Below are 17,583 nucleotides of genomic sequence, written 5' to 3'. Positions count from 1 at the left end.
CCTGGGCTTTTCTATTTTCGTTAGCCAGCTCTGCGCTAATCGACGCGCGGTATATGGGCCGTGGAATCATTGTCCGGTTGCTGGTTTGGAGTCTTCTTTTTGCGGAAGAACTGGACATAGGCCAAAAGGCCGATGCCGAGTACCAAGGCGAATGCGCCCAGTCCGGCTAAAAGGCCTGCCCAGAAGCTGCTTTTGGCCAAGGTAGAGGTATGCGCGGCGGCATTAGTCAGCACATTCTTGCTGTCCTTGCTCTGTGCGCCGGTTGCATCCGGAACATGCTGTGGACTGGGGGAGTCCGCGGATTTGGGCTTCGTACGAGAAGCAGACTTTGCGTCCTTCGTGCCGCCGGACTTTTTGTTGGACGAATAGGAAGAACCGCTGGTGGAAGTGGAGCGGCGCGAGACAGTAGATGAACCGTTGCCCGATTTTGCAGTGGATGCAGAATCGTTGACACGGCTATCCGAATGATGGGTTGTAGTCATTGCACCAGAACTAAACTTTTGCGCAGTGGCAGTCGATTGGCCTGATGTCGTGGAGCGGGATTTTTCTGGCGCACTGGCCTTTCCCGTTTTCTTTACCTCCTTGTGGGTGGCGCGCTTGTCTCTTCGCGCGTCGTCCTGGCCGGAGCCCTTGCTTTTGTCTTCTTCTTGTGGCTTACCGCCGTCGAGGAACCTTTGGCCCTCCTGCAAGGTCTTATCGAGTTCTTTGTCCAACCCGACGATGGACTTGTCTACCTCCTTGATGTCTTTTTCCAACTGCTTGGGGCGGCTATCCGCGCTGCCGGCAGAACCGGTTGCAGCATTCGCATCGGTATAGTCCACGCCGCACAGTTCTTTGGCCTGCGCATGCTCACCGACGAGGAAGCCAGCATGGAGATGGTGGCGGGAGCCGTCGGGAAGCTCAAAAGTAAAGCTCACCGCGTAGGCTCCGGGCTCGGTGAAGGCAAAAGCCGGGTGGGAATGAGAATTGCCGGGGTAATTCCAGGCAGAGCCATCTTCAGTATCCATAAGCACCTTGGGGCCGCCTAAGTCCACTTGGTAAGCGACGATGCGGCCATCGTCTGGGCCGTGTGCGATAGCCATGCTCCAGGTAGCGGTGTCATCAGCGGCGAGGAGATCTTGGGAGAGCTCCTGGGTGTTAAAGCCCAGCCAGGGAGCATTGGGGTCCTGCGTTTGCGGCAGAACCCAGCCTCGCTCAGGCAAGGAACTATCGCCGAGCTCAGATAGCGGCTGCTGAAGGTCATCAGAAACTTCAAAAGCAAAGGTCCCAGAGTCATGCTCGATACTCTTGGCATCATCTTTGACCGTAAAGCTTAAATCGCCGGAATCGCCGCTGAGTGCCATGTCTTGGTGGCCCCTAGTAATGAGATCAAAGTCGCTCGCAGAGCACGCTTCTGCAGATTCTTCTGCGTAGGCGGTGGCGGGGCTAAAGGGAGCACCGTCCATTGTGGGAAGTGCGCCGAGGCCAATGAGTCCGGCGGCGCCAAGGGCTACTGCGGTGCGGCAGACTGGTTTCATGAGGAGGCAGATTCCTTTCGTGGGGTGGGATGTGGGGCGTCGGAAAGTGTGGCACTAGTGCCCTTTCGGGCGCCGAGGAGCGGGTGAATGGCCCATGCACTCAAGAAAATGACGGTGAGAGTGAGCACGATGGTGGCGCCGGCCGGCAGGTCAATGGCCCACCCTAGATAGAGGCCGAGGAAGCTTGCTAATGCGCCGATGAGGGCGGAAAGCCACATCATGGTGGTTAGGTTTGCGGTAAGCAGGCGGGCCGTCGCGGCCGGAGTAATGAGAAGCGCGAGGACCAAGATATTGCCGATGGTGCTCACGGAAATGACCACTGCGGCTGTCACACACAGGTACAAGATGATGTCCAATGCAAAGACGGGCAAACCCATTGCGCGGGCAGTCTCCCGGTCCAAGCAAGTGGTGTTGAGCTGGGGGCCAAAGGCTATAACGATGGCGATAACCAGTGCGCACACAGAGGCTGCAACGATGATATCGGTGCGGGATACGCCGGTGAGTGAACCGAAGAGAAAGCTAGTGAGCGAAGCACTATAGCCATCGGTGCGTGAGATGATCACCATACCCAAGGCAAAGGCCGCGGCGAAGAAGATACCGATGATGGAATCTGTCCGCACGTGGCGGCGCTGCGAAAAGGCGGCGATGAGCAAGGCCACAACCACACCGGCAACCGCGCCACCGACGAGCACCGAGGATTGCAGGGCAAAGGCAATGGCGAGTCCGGGAAAGACGGCGTGGGAGACGGCATCGCCAATAAAGGCCATGCCGCGCAGCACCACGTAGCAGCCGATGACCCCACAGACGATGGCCGCCAGCACAGAGATGCCCACTGCGCGGGCGAGGAAATCCAGGTGGGGGTTGGCAAGATCGCGCAGGAAATCGAGAAAGGAAATTTCTATCATGCGGAGACTCCAATGGCAGAAAGCAGGGGAGAACCGGCACGCACGCCAAAGGTTTGCGTCCACGGTTTGGTCTGGTGGAGAAGGCTCGTAGCGAAGTCATCGGCCACCACGGTGCCGTTAAACAGGACGAGGCGGTGACAAGCATGAGCCGCTTCAGACAGGTTGTGGGTGGACATGATGATGGACTTTCCGCGGTGGGAAAGATCTTCAAACAGCTCGAGTAGTGATTCGGTATTGGGGGCATCGAGGCCGGTGAAAGGCTCGTCGAGCAGCAGCACGTCAGGTTGCGTGGCGAGCGCTCGGGCGATTAGGACGCGTTGGCGCTGACCTCCGGAGAGTTCCTCGATAGGGCGGGTGGAAAAATCTTCCATATTCACCAGGCGAAGAGCTTCCGCTGCCGCGGCGTGGTCTGCAGCGCGTGGCCGCTTGAGCCAGCCGATAATGCCGGTACGCCCGCTGAGCACGGTGCGATAGACATTGATGGGAAAGTGCCATTCCACCTCGTGTCGCTGAGGTACGTAGCCCACGATTCCCCCGATGTTTCGGGTTCCGGAGCAGGGGATAAGCCCTAAAATAGCGCGCATGAGTGTGGTCTTGCCCGCGCCATTGGGCCCGAGAAGCCCGATAAATTCGCCGGGGTGAACCTCCAGGTTGGCGCCAGTGATAACGCGGCGGTGGGACAGCGATACGTCCAGGTCGGAAACAGAAATGAGCGGTTTAGCCACGGCTATCGGCCCGCTTGGAAAAACGCAGTACTAGGCCAACGGCTAGCAAGAGTACGACAGCACCCACGCCGGCGAGGATCAACACCCAGGTGGGGATGGAAGAGCCTGCTCTCTGGGCATCGTCTGGGTTCCAGGTAGTATCTTGGGCCGCTTGAACGTCGGCATGATCGCCTACGGCAAAGGTGAGCACGCCATCGGTGCTGAAATCGGCGCCGTCCTTGGTCTTGCCCTTGATCCTGATTCCGACCTGATGGGTGCCTGGCTCTGTAAACGTCCAATTGGCGTGGGTGTGGGTATTGAGGTCGACCCAGAAGTCCTCGTCGCTCTTTTGCACGGTAGACCACAAGAGCTGTGGTGTTTCAAAGCCGCCGTTTTGCAAAAACAGGGAGAAATCGCCCGGTCCGGAGTGGCCGAGGAATTCCATCGTGACTCCGCGATCGGCGGCGTCGATAAGCGAGGGCGCCTGGGTGTTCCAGCCCAGCCAGGGAACCCCGACCTGCTCGGTTTGGGGAACCACCCAGAGCTTATCGCCGGAATTCGCACCGACGAAACCAAAGTCATCGGTCTCGGGCAGGGTTTGCTGCGCCTTATCACCTACGGCAAAGACAAGGTCATCCAGGTGGCGCCAGACGGGTTTGTCGCCGGCATCATCGCGGGCCATGAGCTCGGAATCGGTGCCATCGAGCAAAGCACCTACGTCTACGTGGCCGGTGCCGATGACTTTGTCCTCGCCTTGCGGGGCAACGTGTTCCTCGGCACCGACCACCTGCGCGAGGTCGCCGGCCCAGGCAGGGCTAGAAGAGAACGCAAGGCCTGCAGTAAGGAGACAGGCGGCGGTGCGAGTAGCTAATTTAAGCATTTTTATCTCCATCGGTGGAAATTGGGTTGAGGCAACGCTGGAAGGAGTCAGCGTTGAACTTCATGAGGTCGATATAGGAACCGACGGCGTCGTCAAACGTGTCGCCATAGATGGGGCACAGCTCTACGCCTTGTTCCGCAGCGGCTTGCTTGAGGGTGTCGGTGCTTTCCTGTTGCACGGGCTCGACAAACACAGCCGGCAGATGCAGGTTCTCTAGCGTGCGGCGCAAGGTTATGACATCCCGCGGGGAAGGCTCGATGGCCGGGTTGGGCGTGACGAAGCCTGCCACCGAAATGTCATAGCCTTGCTCGAGGTAGGCGTAACCATGGTGGGTGGTCACTAGGTGCCGGTTTTCGGTGGGGATAGAGGAAATGGCGCGGTCCACATAGGTATCCGTGTCCCGCAGGCGCTTGATATAAGCCTCTGCTCGTTGGCGGTAGGCGGCACCGTGGGAGGGATCTGCTTGCGCCATCTCCTCAGCGATGACGTCGACGTAGGCAATAGCATTGTCCACGTTGTGCCACAAGTGCGGATCTACCTCGCCGTGGATGTGCTTGCCCAGCACGGCCTGCGGCAGGAGGTAGGTATCCGAGCCCGGCGCGCCGAGGAAGCGGTAGGCCGGATCCGGCGGGATGGGTTGCAGCACTGACGATGGGATGGACACCGCAGTGGTGGCGGGGTCGAATCGCTTGTCTTGATCGCGCAGGTCAATGCGGTGCTGGGCCAGGTTGCCCTCAATATCCAGGTGCCCGGAATCTATGGCCTGCATGCCATTAGGTGGGTTTACCCCTACGGCTACGGTGAGGTGTTGGACTTCGGCGTCGTCAGCTTGGAACCCAAGGCGGTAGATACCGGGCTGGGAAAATCCCCAGGAGACGTGGGTGTGGGCGTTGGCTGGAAGGGTTATTGAATCTTCCTTGCTATCGACGCCATCGGCTGTGTTAAAGAGGACCTCCGGGGTGCCGAAGGTGGAGACCACATAGGCCGCGACGTCACCCGGACCGTCGGCCGAGACCATGCGAAAATCCACTCCGGAAGAATGTTGCGCGGCGCCGCTGATGCGCAGGCCCAGCCAAATAGCATCCAAGGAGACATCTTCTACTAGCGGCACCAGCGTGGCACCGCGGGTGGAGGCTGCATCGGCGACCTCCATCAAGGGGGCGTCGGTGGATTCGTGCAATGTATCAATGAGAGATTGCGGCTCCAGCAGATAGCCATTGCTCAGCGTCAGGTCGGCGTTGGCTACATCGCGCACGGTGCGCAACGTTGGTTCAAAGGTATGCGGATCCTTGCCGCTGGGAATGAGGCTCTTTACTTCAGCATCGTGGCCAGCCACGTTGCCCGCTAGGTCTGCCAGGATTGGGGTGGTGGCCACCACACTGAATTTTCCTCCACCTTCCGCATCCAGTGCGGCCGAGGACGCACAGCCTGCGGTGAGCAGGCAGGAGGCCAGAATTGCACCCACAGCCCGTCGTCCATGATTGTGGGAAAGCGCACTCACCATTAGTCTGCTGCCTTAGCTACTGCTAGGCGCGCAATTCCCAAGCCGAGGAAGAGCATACCCAAGCCCAGCGCTCCAATGCCGAGGGGAACGATGGGCGTGCCAGTATTGGCCAAAGAGCCACCCGTGCCTTGCGCCTGCGCCGACTGACCATTCTCCGATCCAGCGTGTGCTGCAGAGCCACTTTCGCTTGCCGACGCCCCACCTGTCGCCGCACCATTCCCACAGTCACCGCCGTTCGGGTTCACAGCAGCTCCCAGGTCGAAGTGCCCATTGTCAAAGGCCTCAGCCGGCTTATCACCGCCGACGACGAAGTGGAGCGTCGCCTCACCGGCGATTTGCTTGCCCTCACTGGTCTTAGCCACCTGGCGGATGGTGACGTCATAGGTTCCCTGGGCACCAAAGACCCAATTGGGGTGCACGTGAGTATTCGGAGCAATGGAATAGGTGCCTTCCACCGCCTCTGCGTTACCCCGGAACCATTCATCGCCGACAATCTTGCCTAGCCCGCCCTGGGAGTAGACCATCATCGGTCCAGGGCCCCTGAAGCCCACTAACTCCCACGTGACATCGCCGGGGATATTCTCGCGCATCGATGGGCTCTGGGTATTAGCGCCCAACCACGGCACGCCCTCGACCTGGGTAGAACCAATCATCCAGGCCTGTCCTGCAGGCACCGGTCCTACCTCTTGGGGGAGATTTACGCTGGACTTATCGGAGAGGTAGAAGGTGGCACCGTCGGCGTCGCGCCACTCAGAGGGCGAGACCGTATCGTCTTTGATTTGCGGGATGATGCCCGCGGTGCACTCTTCGTCTGTTGCTGCGCCGGACGTGTCCGAGGCTTTAGCGTCGCTCTTGTCTGCAGGCTGCTTTGTGCTTGCAGCTTCTTGGTCAGTGGTGGCTCCGCCAGAGTCAGCCGCGCGACCCGAGGTGGAGGCATCGCCGCTGTCGCCCACCTCCCAGGTGTAGGTCACCGCGTTGCTGGATTCGCCATTGGAATGGGCACGCACCGTCATGGTGTAGGCGCCCGCCTCGCTAAAAGCCCAGTTGACGTGCCGGTGGGCGGGAATAGGCTGGTTGATGACCTCGCCGCTGGTGAGCTCCATAGAACCGGAATCGGTCACAGCCTTGACGTCACCAAAGCCGCTGGTTTCAAAAACATACACAGAACCTGGGCCGGAAACCTCGGCAAATTCCAGATCTACGTTATCGAAGCCGCCATCGCGCGCGGGCTGAGTATCCCAGCCCGGCCAAATGATGCGCTGGTCTTGGGTCTGTGGCAAGAAATAGGTGGGTTGTCCGATTTCCGGTACCGCCTCTGTGGCATCGGACCAGGCGTCCTCCACGACCTTGAGCGCCACATCATCGCCGGAACGTGGCACGCCCGATCCCGTGATGTCTTCTTTCATCGAAAGGTGCAGCTTGCCACTAGGAGCCGTGACGTAGAAAGCATCGACGTGCCCGGAATCAAAGACCTCATCGAAAGCCAACGCCGCGCCGGGAGAGAAGAAGGCTAAGACTGCGGCAAAGACAGCAGCGAGTACTGAAATATACCGGCGCCGCAGCAGGGTGCGCCGGGGTGAAGAAGAAAGCGAACGAAGCATTGTGGTTTCCCGTCTGGTTTGGTGGGCAGGTGTGGATTAGAACTTGAGGCCAAAACGCTTGCGGATGAGGTCCTCGTTATCGCGGAAGAAGTTATAAAAGGCCTTAAAAATCACCGCAAGAACCGCTGGTAGTACTAAGCCCCAAGGGCTAAACGAGGAACCAGTTGGCTCTTCGGGCCTACCGTCATCGGCTGGCTTGTCCGGGGGATTCGGAGTGGATGGTTTCGTGGAAGGCTTCTCCGTCGGGCTTTCGCTGGGGGTCTCGCCTTCGGAGTCGTTCGGGTTGCGGGAAGAACAAGAATCTAGGGTCTTATCGCCCACGGCAAAGGTGAGTGTTTGCGGTTCAGACTTAAGTTCCTTGCCGTCTTTACCCGTGGCCGTATAGGTGGCTTCGAAGGTATAGAGGCCAGGCTTGGAGAATGCCCAGTGCGCGTGGGTATGTGCCGGAAAGTTGGTTTCGATGGTGAAGTCCTTGGCAGCGGAATTAGCGAGGAGCGAAAAGCCCTTGCCGTGGGTTCCATCGATAAACGCACCCCACTCGGCGCCCTCAGGGGTGGAGATTGGCTTCAGATTGAGGTTGACAACATTGCCTTTGGTCAAGGAATAATCCAAGTCTTGAGTGTTATAGCCAGGCCAAATAATGTGTTGATTCTGGGTCTGCGGAAGGTGATAGAATCGCTCACCGGTTTTTCCTAGGAAGTCGAATTCCTTGCCCGCGAGCTTGTCATTGCGCCGGGTGAGCGCATTATCGTGTATGCCGAGCACCACGTCATCGAGTTTGCGGTCGACAGACTTCTTATCCAGCTGTGCCGTGTCATCGCGCAGGACAGTAGTGAAGCCGCCTTCGACAGGCTGGGCCTTGATGTCAACATGCCCTCGGTCCAGCAGGATTTTCTCGCTGCATTGCTTCTTGTCGGCTTCCGACTCATCGTCGTCTGGCCGAGGCGCTTGAGAAGGGGAGTCTTCCTTGCCGGGAGAATTATCTGGCTCGTCTTTGGTGGTGGAGAACTGCCCTGTGGTTTCGTAATTTTCACCGAAGGTAAAGGACTCGGTGATCACGCTGCTTGCGTGTCCGGCCCTCACAGTGGAATGGGGAAACAGGTTTACCTTGGCATAAGAGCCTGTGAAGTACTCGCCTTCGTCAAAGGCTACCTCGCCGTGGCCGTTGGTAATGGGGGTCTCAAGATCCACAGTGGGGTACTTGGAGTCCTTTGAGTCATAAAGGCCGCCGGTGAGCAGACCGTTGAAGTTTTTATCCTCGGTATCCACCACGATCTTCGTGCCGCCCTTGCCCTGCTTGCGCATCCGGATGGTATAGCCCAACTCCTTCAGCTCGGTTTCCTGGGTGGGAGCAAGCTGGCGAGGATGGGAGGCTTCCTGCCACGTATCGGCGGAGGAAGAAGAATCTGTCTGGGCAGGTGTGCCGGGCTGGAATTCAAAAGGCCTGGAAATCCAGCGTGCGGCGTCGCCCTCTGGAGTGAATACGGCCTGCACCCGGGAAGGATCAGGTCCCATGTACTCGTCCCACTGCGCGCGGCCATTCTTAACAGGGAGATCGGTGAGGAAGTAGCCGTCGATAAGCAGCGTCAGGGTACCCTGCGCCTTATTTTTTGCGTCGAAGGAGATGGTGGTGAGCTTGTCATCGCCATCTTTTTCGGGATCTTGCTTCGAGGTCATGCGCAGGCTGTAGCCGGCAGCAGTGGCGTCGCCAGTCGCGGACTGGGCGAAGCGTTCCTTGAGGCTTAAAGTCTTCTCCTTCTTAGGCTTGCGTCCGCCTACCTGAATAGTGGTGGTCTGCGGTTCATTGGCAATTAGCCGGCCATCCTTTCCGCGCGCACTGGTGCGGTAAGTCAGGCGGTATCGCCCAGGCTTGGTAAAAAGCGTGGAGTTGTGGGTATGCGTCCCGGCAACGAGGTAGGCCGAGTGCGGTGAATCCGGGAAGGAACCAAGCATGCGGTGCAGCTGCGTACCGTCCTCATCGTCTTTATTGGTGAAAAGCTCGACTTCGCCGGGGCCATCGACGCTAAGTAGGTCAAGGAAAGCTACGCCATCGCGGAACATATCCGTAGGCAACGAAGTATCTGCGCCAAAGCCCAGCCAGATGGGCGAGGCATTTCCCGATACCTGGTGCGGGGCGGTGTAGTAAGTGGTTCCGGGCGCCCCAATATAGTCCTGCGTGCCGTTTTCAGGCAGTGTATAGAGGTACTGGTTGCTGCCGTCCATAGCACTATAGCCCCTGCCAACCCAGGCAACGGTGTCTGTAATCGGTGGTGCCTGGTCGCCAAACTCGGATTTCAGGACAAAATCGTTGTTTTCCCAAAAAGACTTGGGGGAGTCAACGTGGGTATTGGTAGCAATGTGCTTGCCGTCATCGGGGCCGGCGACGGCCGTGGCGGGAGTTATAAACGCCAACGTGCTCAGCGTGGCAAGGAAACGGATGCGTGGGGAAGCCACGGTTGGGAAGGCCTTTCTGCAGTTCTCACAAGTTCAGAAAAATTATAGAAAATGATTCTCATATTCTGGTAATGCTAATGGAAACCAGATTCAATGACCTGCGGCTTTGTAATGAAATCCATTACCGTTTACCCCTATTTGCGTGTAGGTGCAGGGCGTAAGTGGCCCGCGCGCCGGGGTAGTGTGGGGCCACTTTGGACTAGTGCGGACTGGAATTGCGGGCTCCACTACGATGGTTGACATGACTGAAGTACGCGTTCGATTCTGTCCATCACCAACCGGCACCCCACACGTAGGCATGGTGCGCACCGCACTGTTCAACTGGGCGTATGCCCGTCACACCGGCGGCAAGCTGGTATTCCGCATCGAGGACACCGATGCGGCTCGCGACTCTGAGGAGTCTTACCAGGCCATTATTGACTCCCTGACTTGGCTTGGGCTGGGCTGGGACGAGGGCATTGATGTGGGCGGCCCAGATGGGCCTTATCGCCAATCCCAACGCATGGACATCTACAAGGAGGTCCTAGACAAGCTCATTGAGGGTGGCTTTGTATATCCGGCATACTCCACGGCCGAAGAGGTAGAAGAGCGTCACAAGGCTGCTGGTCGAGACCCAAAGCTGGGCTATGACAACTATGACCGTGACCTCACCCAGGAGCAGATCGATGCTTTTGAGGCTGAAGGCCGCAAGCCCGTGTGGCGCCTGCGCATGCCGGAGCAGGACTGGACTTGGACCGACCTGGTGCGCGGTGAGATGACTTTCAAATCTGAGACCCAACCGGACTACGTGGTGGCCCGTTCCAACGGCGCACCGCTCTACACCCTGGTTAACCCGGTTGATGACGCCCTGATGCGCATTACCCACGTGCTGCGCGGTGAGGACCTGCTATCTTCCACTCCGCGCCAGCTTGCGCTTTACGACGCCCTGAAGAAGATCGGCGTCGCCGAATTCACCCCAGAGTTTGGCCACTTGCCATTCGTGATGGGCGAGGGCAATAAGAAGCTGTCGAAGCGCGATCCGCAGTCCAACCTGTTTAACCACCGCGATAACGGCATCATCCCAGAGGGCATGCTCAACTACCTGTCCCTGCTGGGGTGGTCCCTGTCTGCGGACCAGGACATTTTCAGCATGGATGACTTGGTGGAAAACTTTGACGTCCACGATGTGCTGGGTAACCCGGCACGCTTTGACCAGAAGAAGCTCGAAGCTATTAACGCGGACCACATTCGCCAGCTGGACCCAGAAGAATTTGCCTTCCGTCTGCGTAACTACTTGACCGAATACACGGACTTCCCAGTCGATTATGACGGCGAGATATTTGCCTTCGCGGCCGACCTGGTTCAGACCCGAATCAAGACTCTTTCTGATGCTTACGGCCTGATGAGCTTTTTGGTAACCCCAGATGCGGAGCTGAAGCTCGATGAGAAGGCGGCGAAGAAAAACCTCAAGGAAGAGGCGAAACAGCCGCTCGAGGTGGGTATTGAGACCCTAGAAGACGTTGCGGACTGGAAGACGGAAAACATCGAAGCGGCCCTTTCCAAGGCGCTTATTGAAGACCTCGAGCTGAAACCTCGTAAGGCCTACGGTGCACTGCGCGTGGCAATTTCCGGCGCACAGGTTTCCCCACCGCTCTTTGAGTCCATGGAACTGCTGGGCAAGGACTCGACGCTGGCTCGCCTGCGCGCAGCCCGTGAGGTAACCCCATTTGTCCCAGCGAAGCAGTAAGAAACGCAGGAGTTAACGCGGGATTTAATGTCTAATCCCGCGCCGATGCGGCGGATGACAGCTGAACTACAGTGCTGTCATTCGCCGCTTCTTTTTCGCCAAATGTTATTGCCCGAAAAGGGGGGTTGAGCTGCCGATTTGGCAGTTTGGGCGATGATCATTATAGTTATAACACGTTGCAGTGAGCAAGGGAGAACGCCTGAAAGGCACTTACTTCCAATGCAAGTTTGCAAATGGCCTATGGTGTAATTGGCAACACAGCGGTTTCTGGTACCGCCATTCTAGGTTCGAGTCCTGGTAGGCCAGCAGTGAAAATGCTTTAAATAGCAGGCTCACTTGTTCTATGCCCCGTTCGTCTAGCGGCCTAGGACGCCGGCCTCTCACGCCGGTAACACGGGTTCAAATCCCGTACGGGGTACCACGACCTCCAGCCGAAAGGCTGGAGGATTTTTCATACATGGGGTATTCCCTCACATTGGCGCCGTACTGCACGGGTCCAATGCGCAAGTTGGAAATTGGTTATAACCTACCCCCGGACCGCCGCAGAATTCCTGCAGCCAGTAGGACGCCGCTATTCAGTCCAGGGTTAAGACCACCTTGAAGTTCTGCAAAACCCTTTTTGTCCTGTATGTGCTGGCATAGACTGCAAGTACAGCAGAAAACAGACAGAAAGGAGAGCGGATGGCAGAAACTGAAACGCACCACAGCGAAGGCGCACAGCCCGAAAGTAATGCCAGGTAGTAACGCTATAATCCACAACTTCCTTCCCACCAACGCTTGTATGAAGTATAGGAGCCTGCAGCATATGCTTTTCGACGCGCAGCGCCATCCCGAGTCCTACTAGCACAGCGTTCTCGGCCACGGACTATCCACAGATAGCTTGCGGAATAACCACTGATTCGATCCGCACCTCGGCCACGAAGAACTCTCACTGCAGTACGGGGCTCGGGAATTTTTGCATTTTCGTTCGACCGTCCTCAAAACCCTGCTTGAACGCGCGATTTGTGCTGAATTAACCCATCGTTTACTCTTAACAAGTCCGCAACGCACAGTGTGCGATTGCTGCGAACGCGCCCCGTTCGTCTAGCGGCCTAGGACGCCGGCCTCTCACGCCGGTAACACGGGTTCAAATCCCGTACGGGGTACCAAATGGCGGTTTCACGGTTCTGAACTGCAAAGTTCACGCAACTGATAAACGCCAAACGAAATCCCGATTCTCGTTACTGAGAGTCGGGATTTTGGTTGTCTTGCTCGATTCCTGGTTCGTAAAAGCAACAGAGATACGGCGAAATTTTGTCTCATTGGGCAGTAGCCCACGACCTGTAGACCACGGCCCGTATGGGCGGTGGTCTTTGTTGGTCTTTAGGCTGCAGCCGGGGGAGCCTGTGGTTCGACGTTGCCAAACGTGTTCCAGTCAGAAACTCGCTTACACGGCTGAGTCGGGACCGGGTCACTGGGGTTCGTATTCAAGTCGAATACGACTCGGTGAAGGAACTTCTGAATCAAGTGAACGTTGACACCCACGATGCCCAAAACGGTGACGAGGGTCGCGTTAGCGAACCCACGAACGAGACGCCAAGTCTTGTCACCCAATCCCATGCGACCGTTCTTGAGAAGGGTGTTACGGCTCTCGATCGTGTTACGTCCACGACGGCACGTGTCAGCCCATTCCTGCGTTCCCCAAGAAGGTCCGGTCTGAACGTGTTTTGCTGCTGCATCCACAGGGATACGAATCTGTGTCTGCTTGAAGACGGCACTGTTTCGATCTTCCTTAGTCAAGTCACGAGGGAACACCTTACGCAGGGTGGCACCTTCTAGAGTCTTGTCAACACCGATACCGTCAACCTTGAGCTTGGTACGCTTGCCACGTGCCGGGGAATAGAAGTCGATAGAGCCATCCTCGTGCATCTTTTTTACTTGAAGAGCGAATGCTTGGCGACGGTCGAAAAAATCGTAATGCTCGTCTCGATCCATCTCGCCGGTGGCGAACAGAGTACTGGGCTCGCGCCAGCGGGCGGGCCTGCCAGGGAAGCACTAGGAGCCGTCAATGAGCTGTGCACCGTGGTAGGTAGCCTGTAGGCCATCTGGCCCTTGACGAGGTCGCCCATGACCTTGTAGCCCGCCTTGCGCAGCGGGATCTGCAGCTTCTCAGGTTTGCTCGTCGGGTAGTAGATGTGGTCGCCGATATAGGCACCCTTCGGCACGGATTCGTCCGCGATGAGATGCTGCAAGGCATCCATGGCACGATCCGCCGGCGCGTGGCCCGGCTTGTCCATTGCCATGCCGACAATGAGCTGTGGCAGGTAGTCCTGGCGGGCAGGGAACGTCTGTGTGACGATCGTGGCCTCGTATGCCCAGTTCATCTTTTTAGGCGCGGACTTGGCCTTGTCGCCGTTGTGATCACCTTCGCGGATGTACCAACCTGCGTCAGGATCTGACGAGCGCTTCGGCTTGCGGTCACGTGGGTTGCCCGACTTAGCGGCGAGCACTGGGGTGCCGTCTACAGCTACGTCGCCCGTCCATGCGTCTCGGTACTCTTCGGGCAGAAGGCGCAATGACGCGGCGATGAGTGCGTTGGTGAACATGGTCAGCCGCAGGTAACGCTTGCGGGTTTCTTCCGGGTTTGCCAGAGAGACGAGGTAGTCGAACTTGTCCGTCGTAAGGCGCTTGCGGTAGGTCAGGGTCGGGTTCGGATCCACGACATCCTTAACCTTGTTCCATGCGCGGTAGACCTTCTCGTACCACGCCTGACGGCCCTTGTAAGTGGTGTAGTCGGTCTCGTGACGCTGCGGTAGACCGAGGGCGCGCAGGACCTGGTTGTTTGCACGATCGGTAATGATGTTGACCGCCTGCTGGATGTGTAGCGGCTTGGCTTCGATGGTTAGCAGGGGCATGAGCGCGAGAACTGTGCGCGGCTGAATCGTGGCTGGACGGCCACCCTTGCTCGGGTCGTATCCATCCTCAGCACGCCAGGTATCGATGAGCAACTCCACGCCCGAATCGTCAACAACGTCAATGGCACGCTTGAGGGAGTTCATGCCGACCACGTCGAGGCTGATGATGCCGACCTCGGCTGCGTCACCTGCGGCAGTGAAAGCGTGGTTGCTCATGGGCTGGGGTTCACCTCCCTGCGCGTACTTGTGGTATGGATGCTGAAACGTCACTTAAGCGATCCCACAATCTGTTGCGAGGCCGGTGAAACTAGCTATGACACGGCGGGAGTCCTTCCGATTGGTGGTGCGTAAACGCACCATAGATTCCGTACCGTACCGTACCGGTAAAGATCGACGACATCCAGACGAGCGGAAGCTGCGCCGGATCGTGTGTTCGATACGCTTGTGACATGCCCGCCCGACAGCCCATCCCCAAAGAGCTCTACCCTGAGTGGCCCGACGCCCAGATTAAGAACCTGGCGCACGCCCGTCTGCAGCTTGCTGCTCGCAACATTCGCCGTCACGTTCGCGACAACATTGAGTTGAAATCGCTTAAGGATTTGGCGGAGGTTACCGGCGTTGGACACTCCACGATCAGCGACTTTGTTGCTGGGCGCGCTTGGCCAAGTGTCTTGACTATTGCCCAGATTGAAGTTGGGATCGATCGCGAAATCTGGCCCAGGGGTTTGGGCGAGGGTCGCCGCATAAGGCGCACCGAAATCGCGAAGTTTGGTCATAAGAAGGATCGTTCCCGGTTTTCGCGAGGGCATTGAAAGGGATCTACAACTTTTTGTTCGATCGGGAAAACACCTAGGGATTAGTTAAAAAATTCTTCTTTTTCGACCGGGTACCCGGTTTATGAGATCTGATGTGTTTGGTTGAAACCATGCGAAAACTAGGGGAGAACGAGGATAGTGTGCCGACCTATACAACCGAAGAAAGGTCGTTCCCGTGGCCCATCATCACTTTGAAAGACTCGGCGGAGTAGTCGATGAAGACTATTGGCTCATCGGCTCTCAGTCACTTACACGTATTCCTATTTCAGAGCTTCACACAAGCCAAGCGGGCCACTACGATGTGCCGTTCGGTTGTGTCTACTGGCCGTAACTACCAGGCGTGGATGATGGGATTCTTGACCCCGGCGTAGGTCGAGAAGGCATGTATCGACAAGGTTGATCAGTAGCTGCACGATACCTATTCGCTGGAGAACACATTCCCCGAAATGTCGGAGGCTGGGTTCGACACAAGAGCTATTTACGAGGCTGTTCTTGTCGTTGGTGACGCTGTACGCAAGTACATCACCAACATTTGCAATCACGCTGTGGCGAACAAGCGAGACTATCTCAACCAGATTGCGGTCTTGAAGACGATCAATGTTTATTCTCGAAAGCTTCGCTTATTCCGATATCATTTGAACATGGCGAAGGATGCGGATGACCTGAAATTGCGTGAGTATCTCGCCTAAAACCCGTTGTACTACATTGTTCAAGACGCTCGTGAGCTTGGCTGTGAGCTCCTGGAGAACTGGAAGCTTGAAGGGCTTGCACTAGTTGATGAGTGGGTGGAACTGGTGTAGTTCTTATCGGCTCAGCGGTGGCGACAAGGGGACAGGCGAAATCCCGTTTCGCCCCGTTTCATTTGCGTGATAATAGGTGCATGGCTGCGAAAGAACTCACCGAACGGCAGAAGAAGGTTCTTGAATGGATCGTGGACGGGTGTGCTGGCACACCGCCTTACGAGACATTCAAGACCACAGCACGCATGTTGGAGGGGCACGGTCTGGTCAAGATTTCGGGTCGTGGTGCAGCATGGAAAGCGGTTGCAACGAAGCGCGGTGAGCGTGTTCACGATGGGACTGAAGCTCTGTCCGTGAAGAGGCGAGGGAAGGGCACGACTTCGTCTGTGCCTGTCTCACGCCCTCACGTTCCTGTGAAACCACCCGCGCCACCTGAGCCGAAGATTGATCTTGATCCTTACGTACAGAAAGTGTTGAGTGCAATTGAGCAGTCGGATCTTGACGCTTTTTGGTGTGCGGCGAGTGAATCTGAGTTGGAACGAATTTGGATTCCGGTCGGGAAAACATTGGTCAAGAACTATGGCGACCCGGAGTCAAATATTATCTATGACTATGTCGCAACACAGCCAGGTTACTGGCGAACACAGGGCAGTTTCAAAGTGGGAAAGCTTCAACTTGAGTCGTTGCGACTTCCTGATTGGCGGGAATTGATTCGCGGTGAGAAGAGGGTTACTAAGTACCATCCCGCGGTGAAAACTACTTTTGAATGGCGCAAAGAAAAACTCAGCCCTGACGTTTACGCGCGTGCGAAGCGGGTGTTGCATGTCGTCTTCACGTTGTTTGAGCTGTACGGCGGCTCTGTGGAAGTCGATCAGTGGTACAACGACTGGTCGAAGAAAACGATTGTGCGTGGAGTTTCGGCGGGTATTGGCAGCTTGTCGAAGGTTTTGATTAAAGAGGGCTACGACAAGTCTGAGCGCGAGCCGACCAAAGAAGAAATTGAGAAGCATAATCGGTGGCATAAGGGTGAGCCGATGCGCCGTTTCTACAATCACATTCCCAATGGACAGCTGACAATCGAGGTCGGTTACGGACTGAGCGCGCACGATACAAAACGCAATCCGAACGGAATCGAAAACGGAATCGAGCGCTACTTCATGTCGTTACGAGTAAGAGATTTTTGGTACGGAGTTGATTCTGAAATCTCACGACGGCGAGAAGAACGTAGGAAGCGGCAGGCTGAATTTGCTCAAGGTATCGCAGCGAAAACTGTTGCGAAGGATTTCTATTTCGATGTGTTGCACAAGCGTTCTCAAGAGTTGAAACAGTTTGAAGCAGTACGTGATTACGTCGATTTCATAAAGCGAAACGAGCCTGAAAGTCCATGGATCACGTGGGCTGAGAAGTATCTCGACACGTTTGATCCTCGGCACAATCTGGCAATGCCAAACCCACCAGCATTTGATGTGAAAGCTCATGCAGGACTGATTGAAAAGATCATTGGCGTACTTGGTGAGGACGAGAGTACGTGGCCTGACGCGTTCCCGGACGGTGAGTATCAGGGCTGAGTTGCTTGTCGCACGGCGGCGTGAACGTGTGTAGCTGCGGCGGGAGAGTGTAGTGTGCGTCGGATCGGCGGTGCGTTTAAGCACTGTCGATTAGGGGCGGTTAGGATGGTCGTGAGTGGCTTCTAGGTTCTCTTCCACCGCGGCGCGCGCCAGGTCGGCTGGGTTGTGGCTCCCATAAACCTGCCCGATATTCCGCCCTATATCGAGGCAGTCTGTAGGACTTGTAGGGGTGCTCTCAATGTGAGGTTACGGGCGCTGGGGAATAGCCCTATGAG

General features: G+C 56.9%; 12 protein-coding genes and 3 tRNA genes. 6 read left to right on the top strand and 9 right to left on the bottom strand.

Translation table 11 applies throughout. The features are described 5' to 3' along the window. Positions 1 to 35: 35 nt before the first annotated feature. Genes L8V01_RS10740 through L8V01_RS10710 form a run of 7 tightly spaced genes read right to left on the bottom strand, consistent with a single transcriptional unit; the run spans position 36 to position 9,565 of the window. The gene (locus L8V01_RS10740; protein ID WP_269947036.1) at positions 36 to 1,517 is read right to left on the bottom strand and encodes a choice-of-anchor M domain-containing protein; all 1,482 of its coding nucleotides are present in this window, start codon (positions 1,515 to 1,517) and stop codon (positions 36 to 38) included. Then, on the bottom strand, positions 1,514 to 2,422 hold the full coding sequence (locus tag L8V01_RS10735) for an anchored repeat-type ABC transporter permease subunit (protein WP_269947035.1): 909 nt from the start codon (positions 2,420 to 2,422) through the stop codon (positions 1,514 to 1,516). The genes L8V01_RS10740 and L8V01_RS10735 overlap by 4 nt, the downstream gene beginning before the upstream one ends. Then, the gene (locus tag L8V01_RS10730; protein WP_394371665.1) at positions 2,419 to 3,153 is read right to left on the bottom strand and encodes an anchored repeat-type ABC transporter ATP-binding subunit; all 735 of its coding nucleotides are present in this window, start codon (positions 3,151 to 3,153) and stop codon (positions 2,419 to 2,421) included. Before L8V01_RS10730 ends, L8V01_RS10735 begins: the two co-directional genes overlap by 4 nt. Continuing rightward, entirely contained in the window at positions 3,140 to 4,006 is an 867-nt protein-coding gene (locus L8V01_RS10725) for a choice-of-anchor M domain-containing protein (protein WP_269947033.1), read from the bottom strand. Before L8V01_RS10725 ends, L8V01_RS10730 begins: the two co-directional genes overlap by 14 nt. Continuing rightward, on the bottom strand, positions 3,999 to 5,510 hold the full coding sequence (locus L8V01_RS10720; RefSeq protein WP_269947032.1) for an anchored repeat ABC transporter, substrate-binding protein: 1,512 nt from the start codon (positions 5,508 to 5,510) through the stop codon (positions 3,999 to 4,001). Before L8V01_RS10720 ends, L8V01_RS10725 begins: the two co-directional genes overlap by 8 nt. Then, positions 5,510 to 7,111 (bottom strand): choice-of-anchor M domain-containing protein, encoded by a 1,602-nt coding sequence (locus tag L8V01_RS10715; RefSeq protein ID WP_269947031.1) that lies wholly within the window; start codon positions 7,109 to 7,111, stop codon positions 5,510 to 5,512. The genes L8V01_RS10720 and L8V01_RS10715 overlap by 1 nt, the downstream gene beginning before the upstream one ends. Before the next feature lie 36 nt (positions 7,112 to 7,147). Next, a complete protein-coding gene (locus tag L8V01_RS10710) occupies positions 7,148 to 9,565 on the bottom strand; it encodes a choice-of-anchor M domain-containing protein (RefSeq protein ID WP_269947030.1) in 2,418 nt (805 codons plus the stop codon). A gap of 232 nt (positions 9,566 to 9,797) precedes the next feature. On the opposite strand from L8V01_RS10710, the gene gltX reads away from it, so the two are divergent. The 4 genes from gltX to L8V01_RS10690 all read left to right on the top strand — a co-directional run bounded on the left by gltX (position 9,798) and on the right by L8V01_RS10690 (position 12,439). Then, positions 9,798 to 11,291 (top strand): glutamate--tRNA ligase, encoded by a 1,494-nt coding sequence (gltX, locus tag L8V01_RS10705; RefSeq protein WP_269947038.1) that lies wholly within the window; start codon positions 9,798 to 9,800, stop codon positions 11,289 to 11,291. A 234-nt stretch (positions 11,292 to 11,525) separates the two neighbouring features. Next, positions 11,526 to 11,597 (top strand) — tRNA-Gln (locus tag L8V01_RS10700). Between the two features lie 39 nt (positions 11,598 to 11,636). Then, a tRNA-Glu gene (locus tag L8V01_RS10695) sits at positions 11,637 to 11,712 on the top strand. A 651-nt stretch (positions 11,713 to 12,363) separates the two neighbouring features. Further along, positions 12,364 to 12,439 (top strand) — tRNA-Glu (locus L8V01_RS10690). Positions 12,440 to 12,653: 214 nt separating this feature from the next. Here L8V01_RS10690 and L8V01_RS10685 read toward each other — a convergent pair. Then, positions 12,654 to 13,199, bottom strand: a complete 546-nt coding sequence (locus L8V01_RS10685; RefSeq protein WP_269947029.1) for a hypothetical protein — start codon at positions 13,197 to 13,199, stop codon at positions 12,654 to 12,656. Between the two features lie 5 nt (positions 13,200 to 13,204). Further along, positions 13,205 to 14,401, bottom strand: coding sequence for a hypothetical protein (locus L8V01_RS10680; RefSeq protein WP_269947028.1), 1,197 nt, complete (start codon positions 14,399 to 14,401; stop codon positions 13,205 to 13,207). Between the two features lie 233 nt (positions 14,402 to 14,634). On the opposite strand from L8V01_RS10680, the gene L8V01_RS10675 reads away from it, so the two are divergent. Beyond that, the gene (locus tag L8V01_RS10675; RefSeq protein WP_269947027.1) at positions 14,635 to 14,997 is read left to right on the top strand and encodes a helix-turn-helix domain-containing protein; all 363 of its coding nucleotides are present in this window, start codon (positions 14,635 to 14,637) and stop codon (positions 14,995 to 14,997) included. Positions 14,998 to 15,880: 883 nt separating this feature from the next. Beyond that, on the top strand, positions 15,881 to 17,308 hold the full coding sequence (locus tag L8V01_RS10670; RefSeq protein WP_269947026.1) for a hypothetical protein: 1,428 nt from the start codon (positions 15,881 to 15,883) through the stop codon (positions 17,306 to 17,308). Positions 17,309 to 17,583 lie beyond the last annotated feature (275 nt).

Origin of the sequence: Corynebacterium curieae, from assembly GCF_027570035.1 — a bacterium.
Lineage (GTDB): Bacteria > Actinomycetota > Actinomycetes > Mycobacteriales > Mycobacteriaceae > Corynebacterium > Corynebacterium curieae.
The sequence above is the reverse complement of the archived record's forward strand: the minus strand, read 5'-3'. Positions and strand labels throughout refer to the sequence as shown.